Origin of the sequence: Bacillus sp. FSL W7-1354, from assembly GCF_038002405.1 — a bacterium.
Lineage (GTDB): Bacteria > Bacillota > Bacilli > Bacillales > Bacillaceae > Bacillus > Bacillus paralicheniformis.
The window spans coordinates 780,185-795,267 of the sequence record NZ_JBBOCL010000001.1 but is presented as its reverse complement, the minus strand read 5'-3'; the positions used below and the strand labels follow the sequence as shown (position 1 = coordinate 795,267).

At 47.5% G+C, this 15,083-nt stretch carries 17 protein-coding genes; all 17 read right to left on the bottom strand.

The genetic code is table 11. From position 1 onward, the window contains the following. Window positions 1-16 precede the first annotated feature (16 nt). The gene (gene topA / locus MKZ04_RS04180) at window positions 17-2,092 is read right to left on the bottom strand and encodes a type I DNA topoisomerase (RefSeq protein WP_020451381.1); all 2,076 of its coding nucleotides are present in this window, start codon (window positions 2,090-2,092) and stop codon (window positions 17-19) included. A 204-nt stretch (window positions 2,093-2,296) separates the two neighbouring features. Beyond that, a complete protein-coding gene (gene dprA, locus MKZ04_RS04175) occupies window positions 2,297-3,199 on the bottom strand; it encodes a DNA-processing protein DprA (RefSeq protein WP_145645633.1) in 903 nt (300 codons plus the stop codon). Between the two features lie 112 nt (window positions 3,200-3,311). Beyond that, entirely contained in the window at window positions 3,312-4,214 is a 903-nt protein-coding gene (sucD, locus tag MKZ04_RS04170; protein ID WP_020451379.1) for a succinate--CoA ligase subunit alpha, read from the bottom strand. 18 nt (window positions 4,215-4,232) lie between these two features. Then, window positions 4,233-5,393 (bottom strand): ADP-forming succinate--CoA ligase subunit beta, encoded by a 1,161-nt coding sequence (gene sucC / locus MKZ04_RS04165; protein ID WP_026579739.1) that lies wholly within the window; start codon window positions 5,391-5,393, stop codon window positions 4,233-4,235. A 175-nt stretch (window positions 5,394-5,568) separates the two neighbouring features. Continuing rightward, entirely contained in the window at window positions 5,569-5,853 is a 285-nt protein-coding gene (locus MKZ04_RS04160; protein ID WP_025811381.1) for a FlhB-like flagellar biosynthesis protein, read from the bottom strand. Then, on the bottom strand, window positions 5,850-7,547 hold the full coding sequence (locus MKZ04_RS04155) for a hypothetical protein (RefSeq protein ID WP_035400131.1): 1,698 nt from the start codon (window positions 7,545-7,547) through the stop codon (window positions 5,850-5,852). Before MKZ04_RS04155 ends, MKZ04_RS04160 begins: the two co-directional genes overlap by 4 nt. 24 nt (window positions 7,548-7,571) lie before the next feature. Next, a complete protein-coding gene (locus MKZ04_RS04150) occupies window positions 7,572-8,339 on the bottom strand; it encodes a ribonuclease HII (RefSeq protein ID WP_146875248.1) in 768 nt (255 codons plus the stop codon). Between the two features lie 77 nt (window positions 8,340-8,416). After that, complete coding sequence (gene ylqF, locus MKZ04_RS04145) at window positions 8,417-9,268, bottom strand: ribosome biogenesis GTPase YlqF (RefSeq protein WP_020451374.1); 852 nt, start codon at window positions 9,266-9,268, stop codon at window positions 8,417-8,419. Window positions 9,269-9,382: 114 nt separating this feature from the next. Next, window positions 9,383-9,730 carry a 50S ribosomal protein L19 gene (gene rplS, locus MKZ04_RS04140; protein WP_020451373.1) on the bottom strand — a complete coding sequence of 116 codons (348 nt, stop codon included), beginning with the start codon at window positions 9,728-9,730 and terminating at the stop codon, window positions 9,383-9,385. A 138-nt stretch (window positions 9,731-9,868) separates the two neighbouring features. After that, entirely contained in the window at window positions 9,869-10,600 is a 732-nt protein-coding gene (gene trmD, locus MKZ04_RS04135) for a tRNA (guanosine(37)-N1)-methyltransferase TrmD (protein ID WP_020451372.1), read from the bottom strand. After that, window positions 10,597-11,121: a ribosome maturation factor RimM gene (gene rimM / locus MKZ04_RS04130; RefSeq protein WP_035338777.1), complete on the bottom strand. Its 525-nt coding sequence runs from the start codon at window positions 11,119-11,121 to the stop codon at window positions 10,597-10,599. The genes trmD and rimM overlap by 4 nt, the downstream gene beginning before the upstream one ends. Window positions 11,122-11,125: 4 nt before the next feature. Beyond that, window positions 11,126-11,512, bottom strand: a complete 387-nt coding sequence (locus tag MKZ04_RS04125) for a YlqD family protein (RefSeq protein ID WP_020451370.1) — start codon at window positions 11,510-11,512, stop codon at window positions 11,126-11,128. Between the two features lie 137 nt (window positions 11,513-11,649). Further along, window positions 11,650-11,895, bottom strand: a complete 246-nt coding sequence (locus MKZ04_RS04120; protein WP_023857213.1) for a KH domain-containing protein — start codon at window positions 11,893-11,895, stop codon at window positions 11,650-11,652. Continuing rightward, complete coding sequence (gene rpsP, locus MKZ04_RS04115; protein ID WP_006638197.1) at window positions 11,895-12,167, bottom strand: 30S ribosomal protein S16; 273 nt, start codon at window positions 12,165-12,167, stop codon at window positions 11,895-11,897. The genes MKZ04_RS04120 and rpsP overlap by 1 nt, the downstream gene beginning before the upstream one ends. Window positions 12,168-12,274: 107 nt before the next feature. Next, window positions 12,275-13,615 (bottom strand): signal recognition particle protein, encoded by a 1,341-nt coding sequence (gene ffh / locus MKZ04_RS04110; protein ID WP_020451368.1) that lies wholly within the window; start codon window positions 13,613-13,615, stop codon window positions 12,275-12,277. Window positions 13,616-13,630: 15 nt separating this feature from the next. Further along, a complete protein-coding gene (locus MKZ04_RS04105) occupies window positions 13,631-13,954 on the bottom strand; it encodes a putative DNA-binding protein (RefSeq protein WP_020451367.1) in 324 nt (107 codons plus the stop codon). A 133-nt stretch (window positions 13,955-14,087) separates the two neighbouring features. Further along, a complete protein-coding gene (gene ftsY / locus MKZ04_RS04100; protein WP_020451366.1) occupies window positions 14,088-15,074 on the bottom strand; it encodes a signal recognition particle-docking protein FtsY in 987 nt (328 codons plus the stop codon). Window positions 15,075-15,083 lie beyond the last annotated feature (9 nt).

Here is a 15,083-nt window from a genome sequence, read left to right as displayed (position 1 = left end):
AAAGCCCTGCTCACCGCTACTTTTGTTGTTCTTCCTTATAATCGCAATTCACGCACTGCACTTGAACGCCTTTTTTGAGCTTTTTCTCGACAAGCATGTCCTCACATTTCGGACATTTCCGTTCAAGCGGTTTATCCCATGATACGAATTCGCATTCAGGATAGCGGTCACAGCCGTAAAAAATACGGCGTTTTTTCGATTTGCGCTCGACGATGTTGCCGGTTTTGCATGAAGGGCATTTGACCCCGATCTCTTTTACAATCGGCTTGGTGTTGCGGCAGTCCGGAAAATTGGAGCAGGCCATAAATTTGCCGTAGCGGCCCATTTTATAGACCATCGGGTGGCCGCACTCTTCACAGTCCACACCCGCATACTCCGGTTCGATTTCCACTTCCTGCATCTCGGCTTCCGCCTTTTCAACGCGTTTTTCAAAGTCCTTGTAAAAGGAATCGATGATCTGCACCCATTGAATGTTTCCGTCTTCAACGTCATCAAGCTCTTTTTCCATTTTGGCGGTGAACTCAACATTAATGATCTCAGGGAAAAACTCCATGATCAAGTCAAGCACGATTTGACCGAGTTCAGTCGGGATAAAGCGTTTGTTATCAAGGGCGACATACCCGCGCTTTTGAATTGTGTCAAGCGTCGGCGCGTAAGTCGACGGACGGCCGATTCCCAGCTCTTCAAGCGTTTTGACCAGCCTTGCTTCCGTATAGCGCGGAGGCGGCTGTGTGAAGTGCTGTTCGGGTTCGATATCTTTTGAAAGAACGGTGTCGCCTTCAGCGAGATCCGGAAGCATCTTATTCTTCTCTTCCATCTGATCGTCTTTTCCTTCAACGTACACCTTCATGAAACCTGAAAACTTGACTTTACTGCCGTTCGCCCGAAATGTCAACCCGTTGTTTTCAAGATCGACGCTCATCGTATCGAGTGTCGCCGGAGCCATCTGGCTTGCGACAAAGCGCTCCCAGATCAGCTTGTATAGTCGAAGCTGGTCTCTTCCCAATACCGCCTTCAGATCGGAAGGCTTTCTGAGCACCGAGGTCGGCCTGATCGCTTCGTGGGCATCCTGGGCGTTTTCATTCTTTTTGGCAGGTTTTCGCTTGCTCCCCAAAAATTCTTTTCCGTACTGTTCGCCGATGAATGATGCCGCTTCTTCTTGAGCTGTATTCGAGATGCGTGTTGAATCCGTTCTCATATAAGTGATTAACCCGACAGTTCCTTCTTTGCCGAGATCGATTCCTTCATAAAGCTGCTGGGCGATCATCATCGTTTTCTTTGCCCGGAAATTTAATTTACGCGCCGCTTCCTGCTGAAGCGTCGATGTTGTAAACGGGAGCGCAGGGTTCCGCTTCCGTTCTTTTTTCGTAACCTTTTTAACCTCAAATTTGTTCCCTTTGATCTGGGAGAGGATTTGTTTTACATCTTCTTCGCTTTTCAGCTGGTGCTTTTCGCCGTTTATTCCGAAGAAACTCGCTTCAAATGTTTCTTTGCCTTTGAGAAAAGACCCTTCAATGGTCCAATATTCTTCAGGTTTAAAATCGTTGATTTCTTTTTCTCTGTCAATGATAAGGCGGAGTGCAACAGATTGGACACGTCCCGCACTCAAGCCTTTTTTTACTTTTTTCCATAAAATCGGGCTGATTTTGTACCCTACAAGGCGGTCCAGAATTCTTCTCGCCTGCTGGGCGTCGACAAGATCCATATTGATCATGCGCGGATGCTTAAATGAATCTTTGATCGCATCTTTTGTAATCTCATTAAATACGACGCGGCAGTCGGAATTCAGATCCAGATCAAGGCTGTGTGCCAAATGCCACGCGATCGCTTCCCCTTCCCTGTCGGGGTCGGCTGCGAGATAGACTTTTTTTGCCTTTTTGGCGGCCGTTTTTAATTCTTTTAACACGGGGCCTTTCCCGCGGATCGTGATGTATTTTGGTTCAAAGTTCTGCTCGATGTCAACGCCCATCTGGCTTTTCGGCAAGTCTCTGACGTGTCCCATCGAAGCTTTCACTTTATATTTTTTTCCTAAGTATCGCTCAATCGTTTTTGCCTTTGCAGGCGATTCCACGATGACTAAGTATTCGGACATAACATTATCCCCCTCAAGAGGTGTTCTCTCTCTTTTCAATTTAGCCTTTTTATTGTATTCAGCATAATCGTCGTTTATATAATCATTATTTTTACGAAAAGTGTCTGATTTAATCCTTCTATATGTTGAACGCCGATTAAAGCGTTTAAACTTGAAATCCTCACTATTATTAAATATTACAATACAGTTTGTCAAACGATAATTCTAAACAGGTTCCGGATATTGAGTGCGTGAAGGCGGCAGTTCGCTCAAAATATCTTCAATATTCAATACGAGTTTCGCCCCTTCTTGGATCAGCCTTGAAGGACCGCAAGAGTTGGCGTCAAAGATCGGACCAGGCACGGCGAACACCTCCCGCCCCTGCTCAAGGGCTTGATATGCTGTGATGAGCGACCCGCTCTTTTCCTTTCCCTGGACGACAACGATTCCTTCCGTTAATCCGCTGATCAGCCGATTTCGCATCGGAAAGTGCCATTTTTGAGGTTTAACGTGGGGAGGGTGCTCTGATACCAGCAGGTGGTTTTCGGCCATTTGACCGGCGAGCTGGCGGTGTTCACGGGGATATATGCTATTGAATCCGCCCGCGATGACGCCGATTGTCCTTCCCTTTGAACAGATGCTCTCCTGATGGGCAAGACCGTCAATTCCTTTTGCAAGGCCGCTGACGATCGTCCAGCTTTTTTTGCAAAGCTCCCTGACAAGGTGAACCGCTGCTCTTTTTCCGTATAATGACGGGCTGCGGGTTCCGACGATTCCGATCAGTCTTTGTTCATTGAGAAGTTTAACATCTCCTTTTAAAAAAAGGACGGGAGGCGGGTCATGAATGGTTTTCAGGCTGGCTGGATAATCGGGGGAACATATGGCGGCCATGCGGACTCCAGCCGCTTCGTAAGAACGGATGAGCCGTTTAACATTAGACAGTTCTTGTTCCGCCAGTTTTCGTATGGAGCACAAGTCTGATCTTTTTAATGAAAGCTTCGTTAAAAGATGGTTTTTTTCGCCCGTAAGAGACAAGGAAGGATCCTGCTTCCACCACTTGGTCAGCAGAGAAGGGGAGAGTGTGCCGCGAAGGCGGAGCAATATCAAAAGCTCGCTGCTGTCGTTCATTCAAAAACCTCCAAACATTTTTAAAACAAAACAATCTGAAAGTACTAAACGCTTTAACCAGTTATGAAAAAGCAGGAATAGACCAATCGGACTATTCCTGCTCATGTTAAGATCAGTGTGTTTTACACGTTTCGTAAAGACCTTTTTCCTTCAGCACTTTAATCAATGTTTCTCCCATAACAGAAGGCGTTTCAGCCACTTCGATTCCGCAGGCGTTCATTGTTTTGACCTTTTCGTCCGCTGTTCCTTTTCCTCCGGAAATGATGGCGCCGGCATGCCCCATACGTTTGCCAGGAGGCGCTGTTTTTCCTCCGATGAAACCGACGACAGGTTTGGTCATGTTGGCTTTCACCCATTCGGCCGCTTCCTCTTCAGCTGTTCCGCCGATTTCGCCGATCATGATTACCGCATGTGTATCAGGATCTTCATTAAACGCCTTCAGCACATCGATGAAGTTTGTCCCGTTGACAGGGTCTCCGCCGATGCCCACTGCCGTTGACTGGCCGACTCCTGCTTCTGAAAGCTGATGAACCGCTTCATATGTAAGGGTTCCTGAACGCGACACAACGCCGACATGGCCTTTTTTATGGATATATCCGGGCATGATCCCGATTTTACACTCCTCAGGCGTAATGACTCCTGGACAGTTCGGACCGATGAGCCTTGTTTTCTTGTCTTCCATATACCTTTTAACTTTTACCATATCCAGCACCGGAATGTGCTCAGTAATACAGATGACAAGATCAAGCTCAGCATCTGTCGCTTCCATAATCGCATCGGCTGCAAAAGCCGCAGGAACGTAAATGACAGACGCATTTGCCCCGGTCTGCTTTACAGCCTCTTCGACCGTGTTGAACACAGGCACCCCTTCAACCTCTGTTCCGCCTTTGCCTGGTGTGACTCCGCCGACAATTTTCGTTCCGTATTCAAGCATCTGCTTTGTGTGAAACAAAGCGGTTGAACCCGTTATCCCCTGAACAATGACTTTTGTGTCTTTATTAATAAATACACTCATTTTGGTCCCCTGCCTTTCTTACTTCACTAAGGATACGATTTTCTGCGCGCCGTCAGCCATTGATTCCGCAGACGTAATATTGAGTCCTGAATCATCGAGGATCTTCTTGCCGAGATCGACATTGGTGCCTTCAAGGCGAACGACAAGCGGCAATGTCAGACCGACTTGTTTCGTCGCTTCAACAACACCTTCTGCAATGACGTCGCATTTCATGATACCGCCGAAAATATTGACAAAGATCCCTTTGACGTTTTGATCAGACAAAATGATCTTGAACGCTTCCGTTACCTTTTCAGCTGTCGCGCCGCCTCCAACGTCAAGGAAGTTGGCCGGTTCCCCTCCGTAGTGCTTGATAATGTCCATGGTCGACATCGCAAGCCCCGCTCCGTTGACCATGCAGCCGATGTTTCCATCGAGCGAAATATAGCTTAAATCATACTTGGATGCTTCGATTTCCTTCGGATCTTCTTCATCGAGATCTCTGTACTCCAAGATGTCTTTTTGTCTGTATAGCGCATTGCTGTCAAAGTTCAGCTTGGCGTCAAGGGCCATGACTTTTCCGTCACCTGTGACGACGAGCGGATTGATTTCAGCAATGGAACAGTCTTTTTCAGTAAACGCCTTGTACAATCCCATCATAAACTTAACAGCCTGGCCGACAAGCTCTTTCGGGATATTGATGGCAAAGGCGATTTTTCTCGCCTGGTAACCCTGCAGTCCGACAGCCGGATCGATCACTTCTTTGACGATTTTTTCCGGCGTTTTTTCAGCGACTTCTTCAATTTCCGTGCCGCCTTCTTCGGATGCCATCAGCACGATGCGTGAAGTCGCCCTGTCAAGAACCAGACCGACATAGTATTCTTTTTTGATATCGCAGCCTTCTTCAATAAGTAAGCGTTTTATTTGCTGGCCGTCAGGACCCGTCTGGTGAGTGACAAGCGTCTTCCCCAACAATTCATCCGCATAGGCTTTGACTTCTTCTTTTGATTTTGCAATTTTAACCCCGCCAGCTTTACCGCGTCCGCCGGCGTGAATTTGAGCTTTCACGACATAAACCGAGCTGGACAGCGCTTCCGCTGCTTTGACCGCTTCATCTGCTGTAAATGCCACTTTACCTTCCGGAACAGCCACTCCGTATTGTCTGAGTACTTCTTTCCCTTGGTACTCATGGATATTCATTTCCCATCCTCCTAACTTATGTAGCAAAAATAAAAATAGACTGCGCTTTCATTTTATATAATCATAGATCGATTGTCTAGGTTTCGATGAGAAATCGTAAAATCCTTCTAAACATTCACACTTTTATTTTATTAAAAATATAAAATTAATAGAGGAAACGGCTTTTTTCCAAAAGTCATTCCCTCTTTTTCATTTTTTCATCAAGCGTATAGACGAATGAAAAGATCTCGGCGACGATTTCGTAAAGCGCTTCAGGAATGTGATCGTCAAGCTCCAAGTGGCGCATTAATTCGACAAGCGTCGCATCTTCCTGAATCGGAACGCCGGCTTTCTGCGCCTCTTCAATGATCTTCTCCGCCGTGTATCCCGATCCTTTGGCAACCACCTTCGGCGCCTTATCCTTCATTTCATCGTAGTGAAGCGCAACAGCTCTTCTTAATGGAACAGATTCTTCCTTCATATTTTCACATCCACTGCGCTCTCTGTAATTTGTTCAAAGCGGGCGTCCAGAAAAGGAGCAAGCTTCATGTTTTCCCGTTTTTTTGCTGTGACGCCTGACAAGCTGTAGCCCAGTTCTTTCAGATTTTCCTTTAAAGCGGGGACCAGCGGTTCAAGCAAAGGCTCCAAGTCGAATCCTGTTTCAATTGTAACCGTCATGACGTTTTGCTGGATTAAACAATCGATCACCGTCTCTTCCAAGGCCTCCAACTGAAGGTAAAACATAAGGCGGCACTGGGAAGGGTCGATCTTTCCGTCGTCCTTTTTCTGCCCTTTTAAGAAAACGGTCAAATCCTGAACGCCGTTCTTTGAAAACAAAGGGTACGACAGAAAAAGCTGGCTCTGGGCAGGCTGATCATTTTGCAAAAACAGCTGTCCGTTTAAACGATGAAAGATTTGATCAGCTTCCTGTTTTACAGGAGCGGGAAGATCGGAAGCATGCCTCATTTCATTCAGCACGAGCTTTAAAGATTGAAGGCCCTGATCTTTGAGAACAGCGCCGTTTTCCATCGCTCTCAACAATGAGAGTTCATCTCTGACGCCTAAAAGGTCCTTGATCTTGAGGAGAACGGAAAATACATCGGCTTTATTCGTTAATGCAGGCGCTGTTTCTTTCATGATATGCTGCAATAATTCCGTCTCTTTTGGCGTGAATCCGCCCGGAACGGCCGGAGCTTGTCCTAGAGATCCGCTCGATTCAAGCGCTCTGATGACGCCTGCCGCTTCTTTTACAATATGCGTCCCGTTCGTTTCGGCTTGTGCCGCCAATTTATTGAGCAGGTCTTTAGCTGCCGCGATTTCTGCGTTTTGCGGCTGCTGCTGAACAGCTTTTGCTTCTTGTCCTTGGGTGCCGCCGGCGTCAGCTTTTTGCAAAGGATTCCCGATTTCTGACTGAACCTGCGGCTTTAATGGCTGAACGCCCTGCAGTTCTCCTTTTTCTAGCGACCTGACGTGTTCTGCAAGCTTTTGAATCAGCCTTTCGGCATGCACCTCGGTCTCCGCTTGTAAAACAGGCAAAAGCGCCTGCTTCAGCTTTTCCATGCCTGCGGATTGCTGAGTGGCGTTCGTGATCATATCAAATGTTTTGGCAATCTGCTCGTTCAGCGGTACGGGGTTTTTGACGGCCAAAATCGAATCGAGCACGCCGGGATGGACGGGAAGTTCGCGTTTAAGAGCGAACATGACGGCATCGGCGCCTTTTTGGGCGTCAGACTTCGGCAGATTTTCAAGCCACTTGATGGCGGCTCTTAAATCGTTTTCCCTGATCGGCTGCTGCTCCTTCAGCAACGCTCCGACCAGAAAGACAGCTTCCTTCGTCCGCTTCAGAGAAAGCCCGTTCAACAGCTTAAAAGCGGCATCCTGCACTGTCTTCGGGTTTTTGTCAAACGCTTCAACGACCTGAAGGCGGCCTGTCGCTTCATCAGGCTTCTTTTCATACGAAAACCAGTAATGAGCGCCCGCTTTCAGGGGTGCCTCAAGCTTCCCCTGCCATTTCGTATTGCCGATTTGTATTTCGGCGAACTGCTCGCTGATAAAGCGGAGCACTTTGCCGAGCATCAGCCTTTTCTGATCCGTCTCCGTTCCGCTGATCCGCTGGAGAGGATCAGCTTGTTCAAATTGTTTTCTTAAGCTGTTATGTACATCGTTCAGCATCATCAAAGTCATTCTTCCTCCAGAACGTTATTCATGTGCTTTAACAGGGGCGAACGATCTTCGGTGTATCGGCGACGGGCCGTATTTGGCAAGGGCATGCAGATGCTCTTTTGTTCCGTAGCCTTTATGCTTTTCAAAGCCGTAGAGAGGATACTTTGCGGCGTATTCATCCATCAGCCTGTCTCTCGTCACTTTTGCGATGCATGCGCCTGCCGCTATCGATGCGCTTTTTGCATCCCCTTTAATGATCGATGACTGCTCTGTATCGACTGCAAGCGACATGGCGTCGATTAGAAGATAATCCGGAGCGACGTCCAGCGCTTGGACCGCTTTCAGCATCGCCGCTTTCGAGGCTTCATAAATATTCAGCTCATCGATCTCATCAGCGTCAGCGATCCCGACGCCGACTGCTGCGGCTTCTTCCATAATGTATGAATAATAGTCTTCTCTTTTTTGCTTTGACAGTTTTTTCGAATCTGTCAGCCCTAATATTTCACAGTCTTCTTTGAGGATGACAGCGGCGGCAACAACAGGCCCTGCGAGAGGCCCTCTGCCCGCCTCGTCGATTCCGGCGATATATTGATAGCCCCGCGCTCTCAGCGACCGTTCGAAAGACGTCATCACCTGCCACTCTTCCTGCATGGCCGAAAGCCTTTCATTTTTCTTCAGCCAGGCGTCGACAAGCGCTTGGACGCTTTTTCGCCCATCATTTTTGCACTGCTCTATAAAAGGGTCTTTTTCATCACTCACCGATTGAAGATGTTCTTTAATTTCTTTGACGGTTAATGTTTTCACTTTCTCTTCTCCCCTAATGTTCTTATCGGCGCATCTCCTGCAAAAATAAAGGCCCGCTCTTTTAAAAGCGCGCCTTTTTACATATCCTCCGGCTTTTCAAAAGAAAGCGGACCGAACTTTTCGGTGCGGATATCGCGGATGATGACTTCTGTCGTCTTGTCGTAATTGATCTCGCCTCCGGCCATGAGACAGCCGCGTTTTTTTCCGATCTCATCAAAAAGCGCTGCAATCTCTTCTGGAATCTCTTCCAGATCATAGCGCTTTTTTAAGCGCTCAGGGTAATTCTCTTCCAAAAAGCGCAAACCGTAGACGGCGACATCCTGCAAGTTGATAATCGAATCTTTAATTGCACCTGTTGCCGCAAGCCTCAGCCCGACAAGCTCGTCCTCAAACTTCGGCCATAAAATCCCCGGGGTATCGAGAAGCTCGAGCTCTTTTCCCACCTTCACCCACTGCTGCGCCGTTGTGATCCCGGGTCTGTCGCCCGTTTTGGCGATGTTTTTTTTCGCCAGCCGGTTGATTAAAGTCGATTTGCCGACGTTCGGAATGCCGACGATCAACGCTCTGATCGCGCGCGGCTTTACACCTTTTGCTTTCATTTTATCAAACTTTTCTTTCAGCAGCTCTTTTGAAGCGGGAAGAATTTGATTGAGCCCCTGTCCGTTGACCGAGTTGATGGCGAGAGAAGGAATCCCGTCTTTTTCAAAGTGCTGCTTCCAAGCCTTCGTCACGGAGGAGTCCGCTTTATCCGCCTTGTTGAGCAGCATGATCCTCGGTTTGTTTTTTAAAATCTCTTCAATCATCGGGTTTCTTGAAGACATCGGAATTCTGGCGTCGACCAGTTCGTATACAATGTCGATCAGCTTGAGTTTCTCCGTTACTTCCCGCCTCGCTTTGGCCATATGCCCTGGGAACCATTGGATCACCATTTGTCTGACACCTACTTTCTGTTATTGCTATTCTTTTAATGGTGTGGTGCATTTATACTTGTTTGACAAAAAAAGAGCTTGTTATGGTTAACAAGCTCTTTTCGTTCGTTATCTTTATCGTCTGATTTCTTTAATACGAGCCGCTTTTCCACGAAGTTCGCGCAGGTAATAAAGTTTCGCACGGCGTACTTTACCATGACGGACAACTTCGATTTTCGCGATTTTCGGTGTGTGCAATGGGAATGTACGCTCAACTCCGACACCGTAAGAAATCTTACGAACTGTGAAAGTTTCGCTGATTCCGCCACCACGACGCTTAATCACGACACCTTCAAAAACCTGGATACGCTCACGGTTACCCTCGACAACTTTAACGTGTACACGTAAAGTATCACCAGGACGGAACGCAGGCAAATCAGTGCGCAATTGTTCTTTTGTGATATCTTCAATCAATTTTTGCATCGTCTTCAACTCCTTCCAACAGATGCTCTTGCGCGAGTTAACCGGCACAGCGGAACATCGTTTTCAAACTTAAACGAGCGTTCCCGTTCAAGTCACAAGTAGTATCATACCACACCTTTTTTCCGGGTGCAATAGAATCTACCGGTTTTTCCATTCAGAAATCCATTTTCGCTCTTCTTCAGATAAAGGATAGTTTTCCAGAAGGTCGGGCCGCCTTAAAAAAGTGCGCCTGAGAGACTCCTTCCGCCGCCATTCTTTGATTTTCGCATGGTTCCCGGATGTCAGAACGTCCGGCACCTTCAGGCCTTTATAATCTGCCGGCCGCGTATAATGAGGGTGTTCAAGAAGCCCCGTGCTGAAAGAGTCTTCAAGGTGCGATTCTTCCTTGCCGAGCACGCCCGGCAAAAGCCGCACAACACTGTCTGCGATCATCATCGCCGGCAGCTCTCCCCCTGTCAAAACGAAATCTCCGATCGAAATTTCGTCTGTAGACAGGTGCTCTCTGATCCGCTCATCATACCCTTCATAATGCCCGCAAATGAACATTAAATGCTCTTCCTGCGCCAGTTCTTCAGCCTTCTGTTGGGTATAGCGTTCCCCTTGGGGGCAGACGAGGATGATTCTCGGAGACCCTTCGGCTTCAGCTGTCAGCTTTTCGACCGCATCAAAGACAGGCTGCGGTTTCAGCACCATTCCTGCTCCCCCGCCGTATGGATAATCATCAACGGTTTGATGCTTGTTGTCGGAAAAGGCCCGAAAGTTCACCACGCGAAAGTGGACAGCGTCCTTATCCTGAGCTTTTTGCAGGATCGACGAGCCGAGCACACCTTCAAACATTTCCGGAAAAAGCGTTAAAAAATCGATTTTCATTCGTCAAGTAACCCTTCCATGATATGAATCTTGATCGTTTGATCCGCCACATTAATCTCTTTGACAACGGCGTCGATATAAGGGATAAGCGCGTCTTTCTTTCCCGGTCTGGCCACGACCCAGACATCGTTGGCGCCCGGCGTTAAAATTTCTTTGACCTTGCCGATTAAATCCCCGTCTTCCGAAAAAACATCGCAGCCGATGATTTCGTGAAAGTAGTACTCGTCTTCCGCCAACTGGCTTAATTGGTCTTCGGGAACTTTAATCAAGGCATTCTTTAAGTTTTCGGCTTCGGTGAGCGTTTCAACCTCTTTAAACTGCAAAAGGTGGAACTGTTTATGAAGCCTGTGGGCGCTGACGGTCACCTTGACAGGCTCGTCTGTTCCTTCACGGAACAAGTAGAGAGCGTTTCCGGGCTTGTACCGTTCCTCAGGAAAATCGGTTCTTGAAATGACGCGGACTTCGCCTTTTACCCCATGAGTATTAACAATTTTCCCTACATTAAACCATTGTTTCAGCATTTCTTCACCTCGGACGAATTTCAATGACGATCCCGTCTTTAATCACGATTGTTTTTCCCGTCGTCATATCATGCCAATTATCCCCGACTTCAATGTCCATTAAAGCGTCGATTTCTTTTTCCTTTACTTCGCTGCCAAGCGGCAGTGTATGGATTTGATTGATTTGAAAAACGATCATTTTAATCTTGTCCTGACGTTTTTCAATTTCTTTTTTAAATGATTCAGTCGCTGCCGGATTGTGGTGTTCCTTTTCGTGCTTCCTGAGCTGAAAATAGAGCTGGTTGCATTCGCGCTCAAGGATTTCCTTTCGTTCTTCAAAAGAAGCCAGCAGCTTTTTTTTGCTGTTTTCAGTCAAAACCTGCATAACGGTAACACGTTGGATAATTTGCATGGCATCATCACCTACTGTCCCGTGATTTTTCCTTTCCCTGAAATCCGGCAGCCTGGCATAAGCTGACAATCGGAATCGTTCATCTGTTTCTATTTTTCTTACATGTTAAAAAAGGGGGAGGTTTTCACCCTCTCCCCTTAGTCTGCGATCTCAAGTTGAACTTTCTTAGAAGACTGTGCGCCTGCCGCAAATACGACAGAGCGTATCGCCCTTGCAGTGCGCCCTTTTTTGCCGATGATCTTGCCGGTATCCTCTCTGTTGACAGACAAGCGGAACATCGTCCGCTCTGGATTTTCCTCTCTGAAAACCTGAACGTCATCCGGATGATCCACAAGCGGTTTGACCAGTGATACAATCAGCTCTTCCAAGTGCAGATCACTCATTATTTGCTTTGTTTAGCGTTGTGGAATTTTTCCATAATGCCTTCTTTAGAGAACAGGTTGCGAACCGTGTCAGATGGTTTAGCTCCTGTTTGAAGCCATTTAAGCGCAAGCTCTTCGTCAATTTTGACTTCCGCTGGTTTTGCAACCGGGTTGTAAGTTCCGACTGTTTCGATGAAACGACCGTCACGCGGTGAACGAGAATCTGCTACAACAATACGATAGAAAGGAGATTTTTTTGCTCCCATACGTTTTAAACGAATTTTTACTGCCATTTTACTAGCACCTCCGAAAATATTTCAACAAGATAGTATATTAACAATGATAAAAGTGTTTGTAAAGTGTTTTTTCTTAACAACGTTTTTATCATCTGAAAACAGGTTTACATGAAGGGCAGTTTAAACCCTTTTTTCTTGCCTTTTGTCATGTTTGTCATCTGTTTCATCATTTTTTTCATTTCTTCAAATTGCTTTAAAAGACGGTTGACTTCCTGTACGGATGTCCCGCTTCCTTTCGCAATCCGTTTGCGCCTGCTTGCATTGATGATCTCAGGCTGCTCTTTTTCCTTCCCGGTCATCGACTTGATGATGGCTTCGATATGGCTGAGCTGTTTTTCATCAACCTTAACGTTTTTTAAGCCTTTCATTTTGCCTGCGCCGGGCATCATTTGAATCAGATCTTCAAGCGGCCCCATATTGCGGACCTGTCCGAGCTGTTCCAAAAAGTCGTCGAGCGTAAAGCTCATATTTTTCATTTTTTGCTCGAGTTCTTTCGCCTTTTCTTCGTCTACGTTGGCCTGGGCTTTCTCGATAAGGGTGAGCACATCGCCCATTCCGAGAATTCGCGAGGCCATCCGTTCGGGATGAAACGGCTCCAGCGCATCAAGCTTTTCGCCCATTCCGGCAAATTTGATCGGCGTGTTGGTCACGGCGCGGATCGACAAGGCCGCCCCGCCTCTTGTATCACCGTCAAGCTTCGTCAGAATGACACCCGTCACACCGAGCTGTTCGTTGAAGCTTTTGGCAACATTTACCGCATCTTGACCCGTCATGGAATCAACGACAAGGAAAATCTCTTCCGGCTGAGCTGTTTCTTTTACCTGCTCAAGCTCATCCATCAGGTCTTCATCAATGTGAAGGCGTCCTGCCGTATCGATGAGAACGTAGTCATGATGATCTTCTTTCGCCTTTTCGATGGCCTGCTTGGCAATCTCAACCGGACTGACCTTGTCACCCAGTGAAAATACCGGCATATCGAGCTGTTTGCCGAGCGTTTCCAGCTGTTTGATAGCCGCCGGGCGGTAGATGTCTGCTGCCACGAGCAGCGGATTGCGGTTATGTTTTTTGCGAAGCAGGTTGGCGAGCTTTCCGGTCGACGTCGTTTTACCGGCCCCTTGCAGACCGACCATCATGATGACGGTCGGCGGACGCTTTGCAGCGGCAATCTTGCTTTCCTCGCCGCCCATCAGCTCCGTCAGTTCTTCTTTTACCACTTTAATGACCTGCTGTCCGGGCGTCAGGCTTTTCATGACGTCTTGTCCGACAGCTCGTTCGCTTACCTTTTTCACAAAATCTTTCACGACTTTAAAATTGACGTCCGCTTCAAGGAGCGCTAAACGGACTTCGCGCATCATGTCTTTGACGTCTTGCTCCGTTACTTTTCCTTTTCCGCGGATTTTTGAGATCGTTTGCTGCAGTCGGTCGGCTAATCCTTCGAATGCCATATTAAGTGCCGCCTCCTAATCTAATTTCTCAAGCGCGTCGATTAGGGATTCCGCTTCGGGCTGACCGTCAGTCAGCTTTCTCAGCTCTTCAAAAATCTTATTGCGCTCTTGAAATTTTTTAAACAAAAGTAGCTTTTCTTCATATTGCTCAAGCATGGCTTCGGTCCGCTTGATATTGTCATAGACCGCTTGCCTTGAGACATGATATTCTTCAGCTATTTCGCCAAGGGAGAAATCGTCTAAGTAGTAAAGCGACATGTAGCTTTTTTGTTTTGATGTCAACAACGACTGATAGAAATCGAATAGGTAATTCATTCTCGTTGTTTTTTCAAGCGTCATGAGACTCTCCCCTTTGTTAAGTCAAATCCCTTTACGATACATTAGTTTACGCTGAAATATTTGATCTGTCAAGTTTTTATCTTGTCATACATGACGGCGAAAAAGAAAACCCCGGCGAAGGGGTTTTCCGCGCCTACTCTTCTTTCTCGATCAGATCGGAAAACAGGCCGTATACATATGACTCTGCTTCAAACGGCTGCAGGTCATCCATTTTTTCTCCCAGTCCGACAAACTTGACCGGAATCTGGAGCTCGTGGCGGATGGCGAGGACGATGCCGCCTTTTGCCGTTCCGTCGAGCTTCGTCAGCACGATGCCGGAGACATCAGTCGCTTTGGAAAATTCGCGCGCCTGTGTCATCGCGTTCTGTCCTGTCGTCGCATCCAGTACGAGCAGCACTTCATGAGGTGCATCAGGCACTTCGCGCTGAATCACGCGCTTTACCTTTTCGAGTTCTTTCATTAAGTTCACTTTATTTTGGAGACGTCCTGCCGTGTCGCAAAGCAGAACATCGGCGCCGCGCGCTTTCGCGGCTTGAACGGCGTCATAGATAACGGCCGCAGGGTCCGAGCCTTCAGCCTGTTTGACGACATGCGCGCCGACGCGCTCTCCCCACACTTCAAGCTGATCGATCGCGCCGGCTCTGAATGTATCTCCGGCAGCAAGGACGACATTTTTGCCTTCTTTGATGAATTGATGGGCAAGCTTGCCGATCGTCGTCGTTTTGCCGACGCCGTTTACGCCGACGAATAAAATGATGTTTAAGCGGCCGTCTTCGACGCGGAGCTCTGCTGCTTCCTGCTCCCCGCCTTCATAGATTTCGACGAGCTTTTCAGAAATGACGGACTGAACCTCTTTCGGGTCCTGAATATTTCTTCGTTTGACCTCGCTTTTCAGTTCGTCAATCAGCTCCATCACCGTTGAAACGCCGACATCAGCGCTGATCAGAACCTCTTCAAGCTCTTCAAAAAAATCCTCGTCCACTTTCCGGTAGCGGGAGACAAGCTCATTGACCCGCTCCTGAAACGTATTTCTCGTTTTCGCCAGGCCTTCTTTAAATTTGCCTGAAACCGAATCGGTCTGCTGTGTGATTTTTTCTTTCAGTTTTTTAAAAAAGCTCATGTCCTGTAA

Coding starts and splice junctions, on each gene's coding strand:
- dprA (WP_145645633.1), bottom strand. CDS start 3,199: ATGAACGACAGCAGCGAGCTTTTGATATTGCTCCGCCTTCGCGGCACA.
- ffh (WP_020451368.1), bottom strand. CDS start 13,615: ATGGCATTCGAAGGATTAGCCGACCGACTGCAGCAAACGATCTCAAAA.
- sucD (WP_020451379.1), bottom strand. CDS start 4,214: ATGAGTGTATTTATTAATAAAGACACAAAAGTCATTGTTCAGGGGATA.
- sucC (WP_026579739.1), bottom strand. CDS start 5,393: ATGAATATCCATGAGTACCAAGGGAAAGAAGTACTCAGACAATACGGA.
- trmD (WP_020451372.1), bottom strand. CDS start 10,600: ATGAAAATCGATTTTTTAACGCTTTTTCCGGAAATGTTTGAAGGTGTG.
- ylqF (WP_020451374.1), bottom strand. CDS start 9,268: ATGGTGATCCAATGGTTCCCAGGGCATATGGCCAAAGCGAGGCGGGAA.
- topA (WP_020451381.1), bottom strand. CDS start 2,092: ATGTCCGAATACTTAGTCATCGTGGAATCGCCTGCAAAGGCAAAAACG.
- MKZ04_RS04160 (WP_025811381.1), bottom strand. CDS start 5,853: ATGAAGGAAGAATCTGTTCCATTAAGAAGAGCTGTTGCGCTTCACTAC.
- MKZ04_RS04105 (WP_020451367.1), bottom strand. CDS start 13,954: ATGACGCTTGAAAAAACAACGAGAATGAATTACCTATTCGATTTCTAT.
- rpsP (WP_006638197.1), bottom strand. CDS start 12,167: ATGGCAGTAAAAATTCGTTTAAAACGTATGGGAGCAAAAAAATCTCCT.
- MKZ04_RS04155 (WP_035400131.1), bottom strand. CDS start 7,547: ATGATGCTGAACGATGTACATAACAGCTTAAGAAAACAATTTGAACAA.
- rimM (WP_035338777.1), bottom strand. CDS start 11,121: ATGCTGAAACAATGGTTTAATGTAGGGAAAATTGTTAATACTCATGGG.
- ftsY (WP_020451366.1), bottom strand. CDS start 15,074: ATGAGCTTTTTTAAAAAACTGAAAGAAAAAATCACACAGCAGACCGAT.
- MKZ04_RS04125 (WP_020451370.1), bottom strand. CDS start 11,512: ATGCAAATTATCCAACGTGTTACCGTTATGCAGGTTTTGACTGAAAAC.
- MKZ04_RS04120 (WP_023857213.1), bottom strand. CDS start 11,895: ATGAGTGATCTGCACTTGGAAGAGCTGATTGTATCACTGGTCAAACCG.
- rplS (WP_020451373.1), bottom strand. CDS start 9,730: ATGCAAAAATTGATTGAAGATATCACAAAAGAACAATTGCGCACTGAT.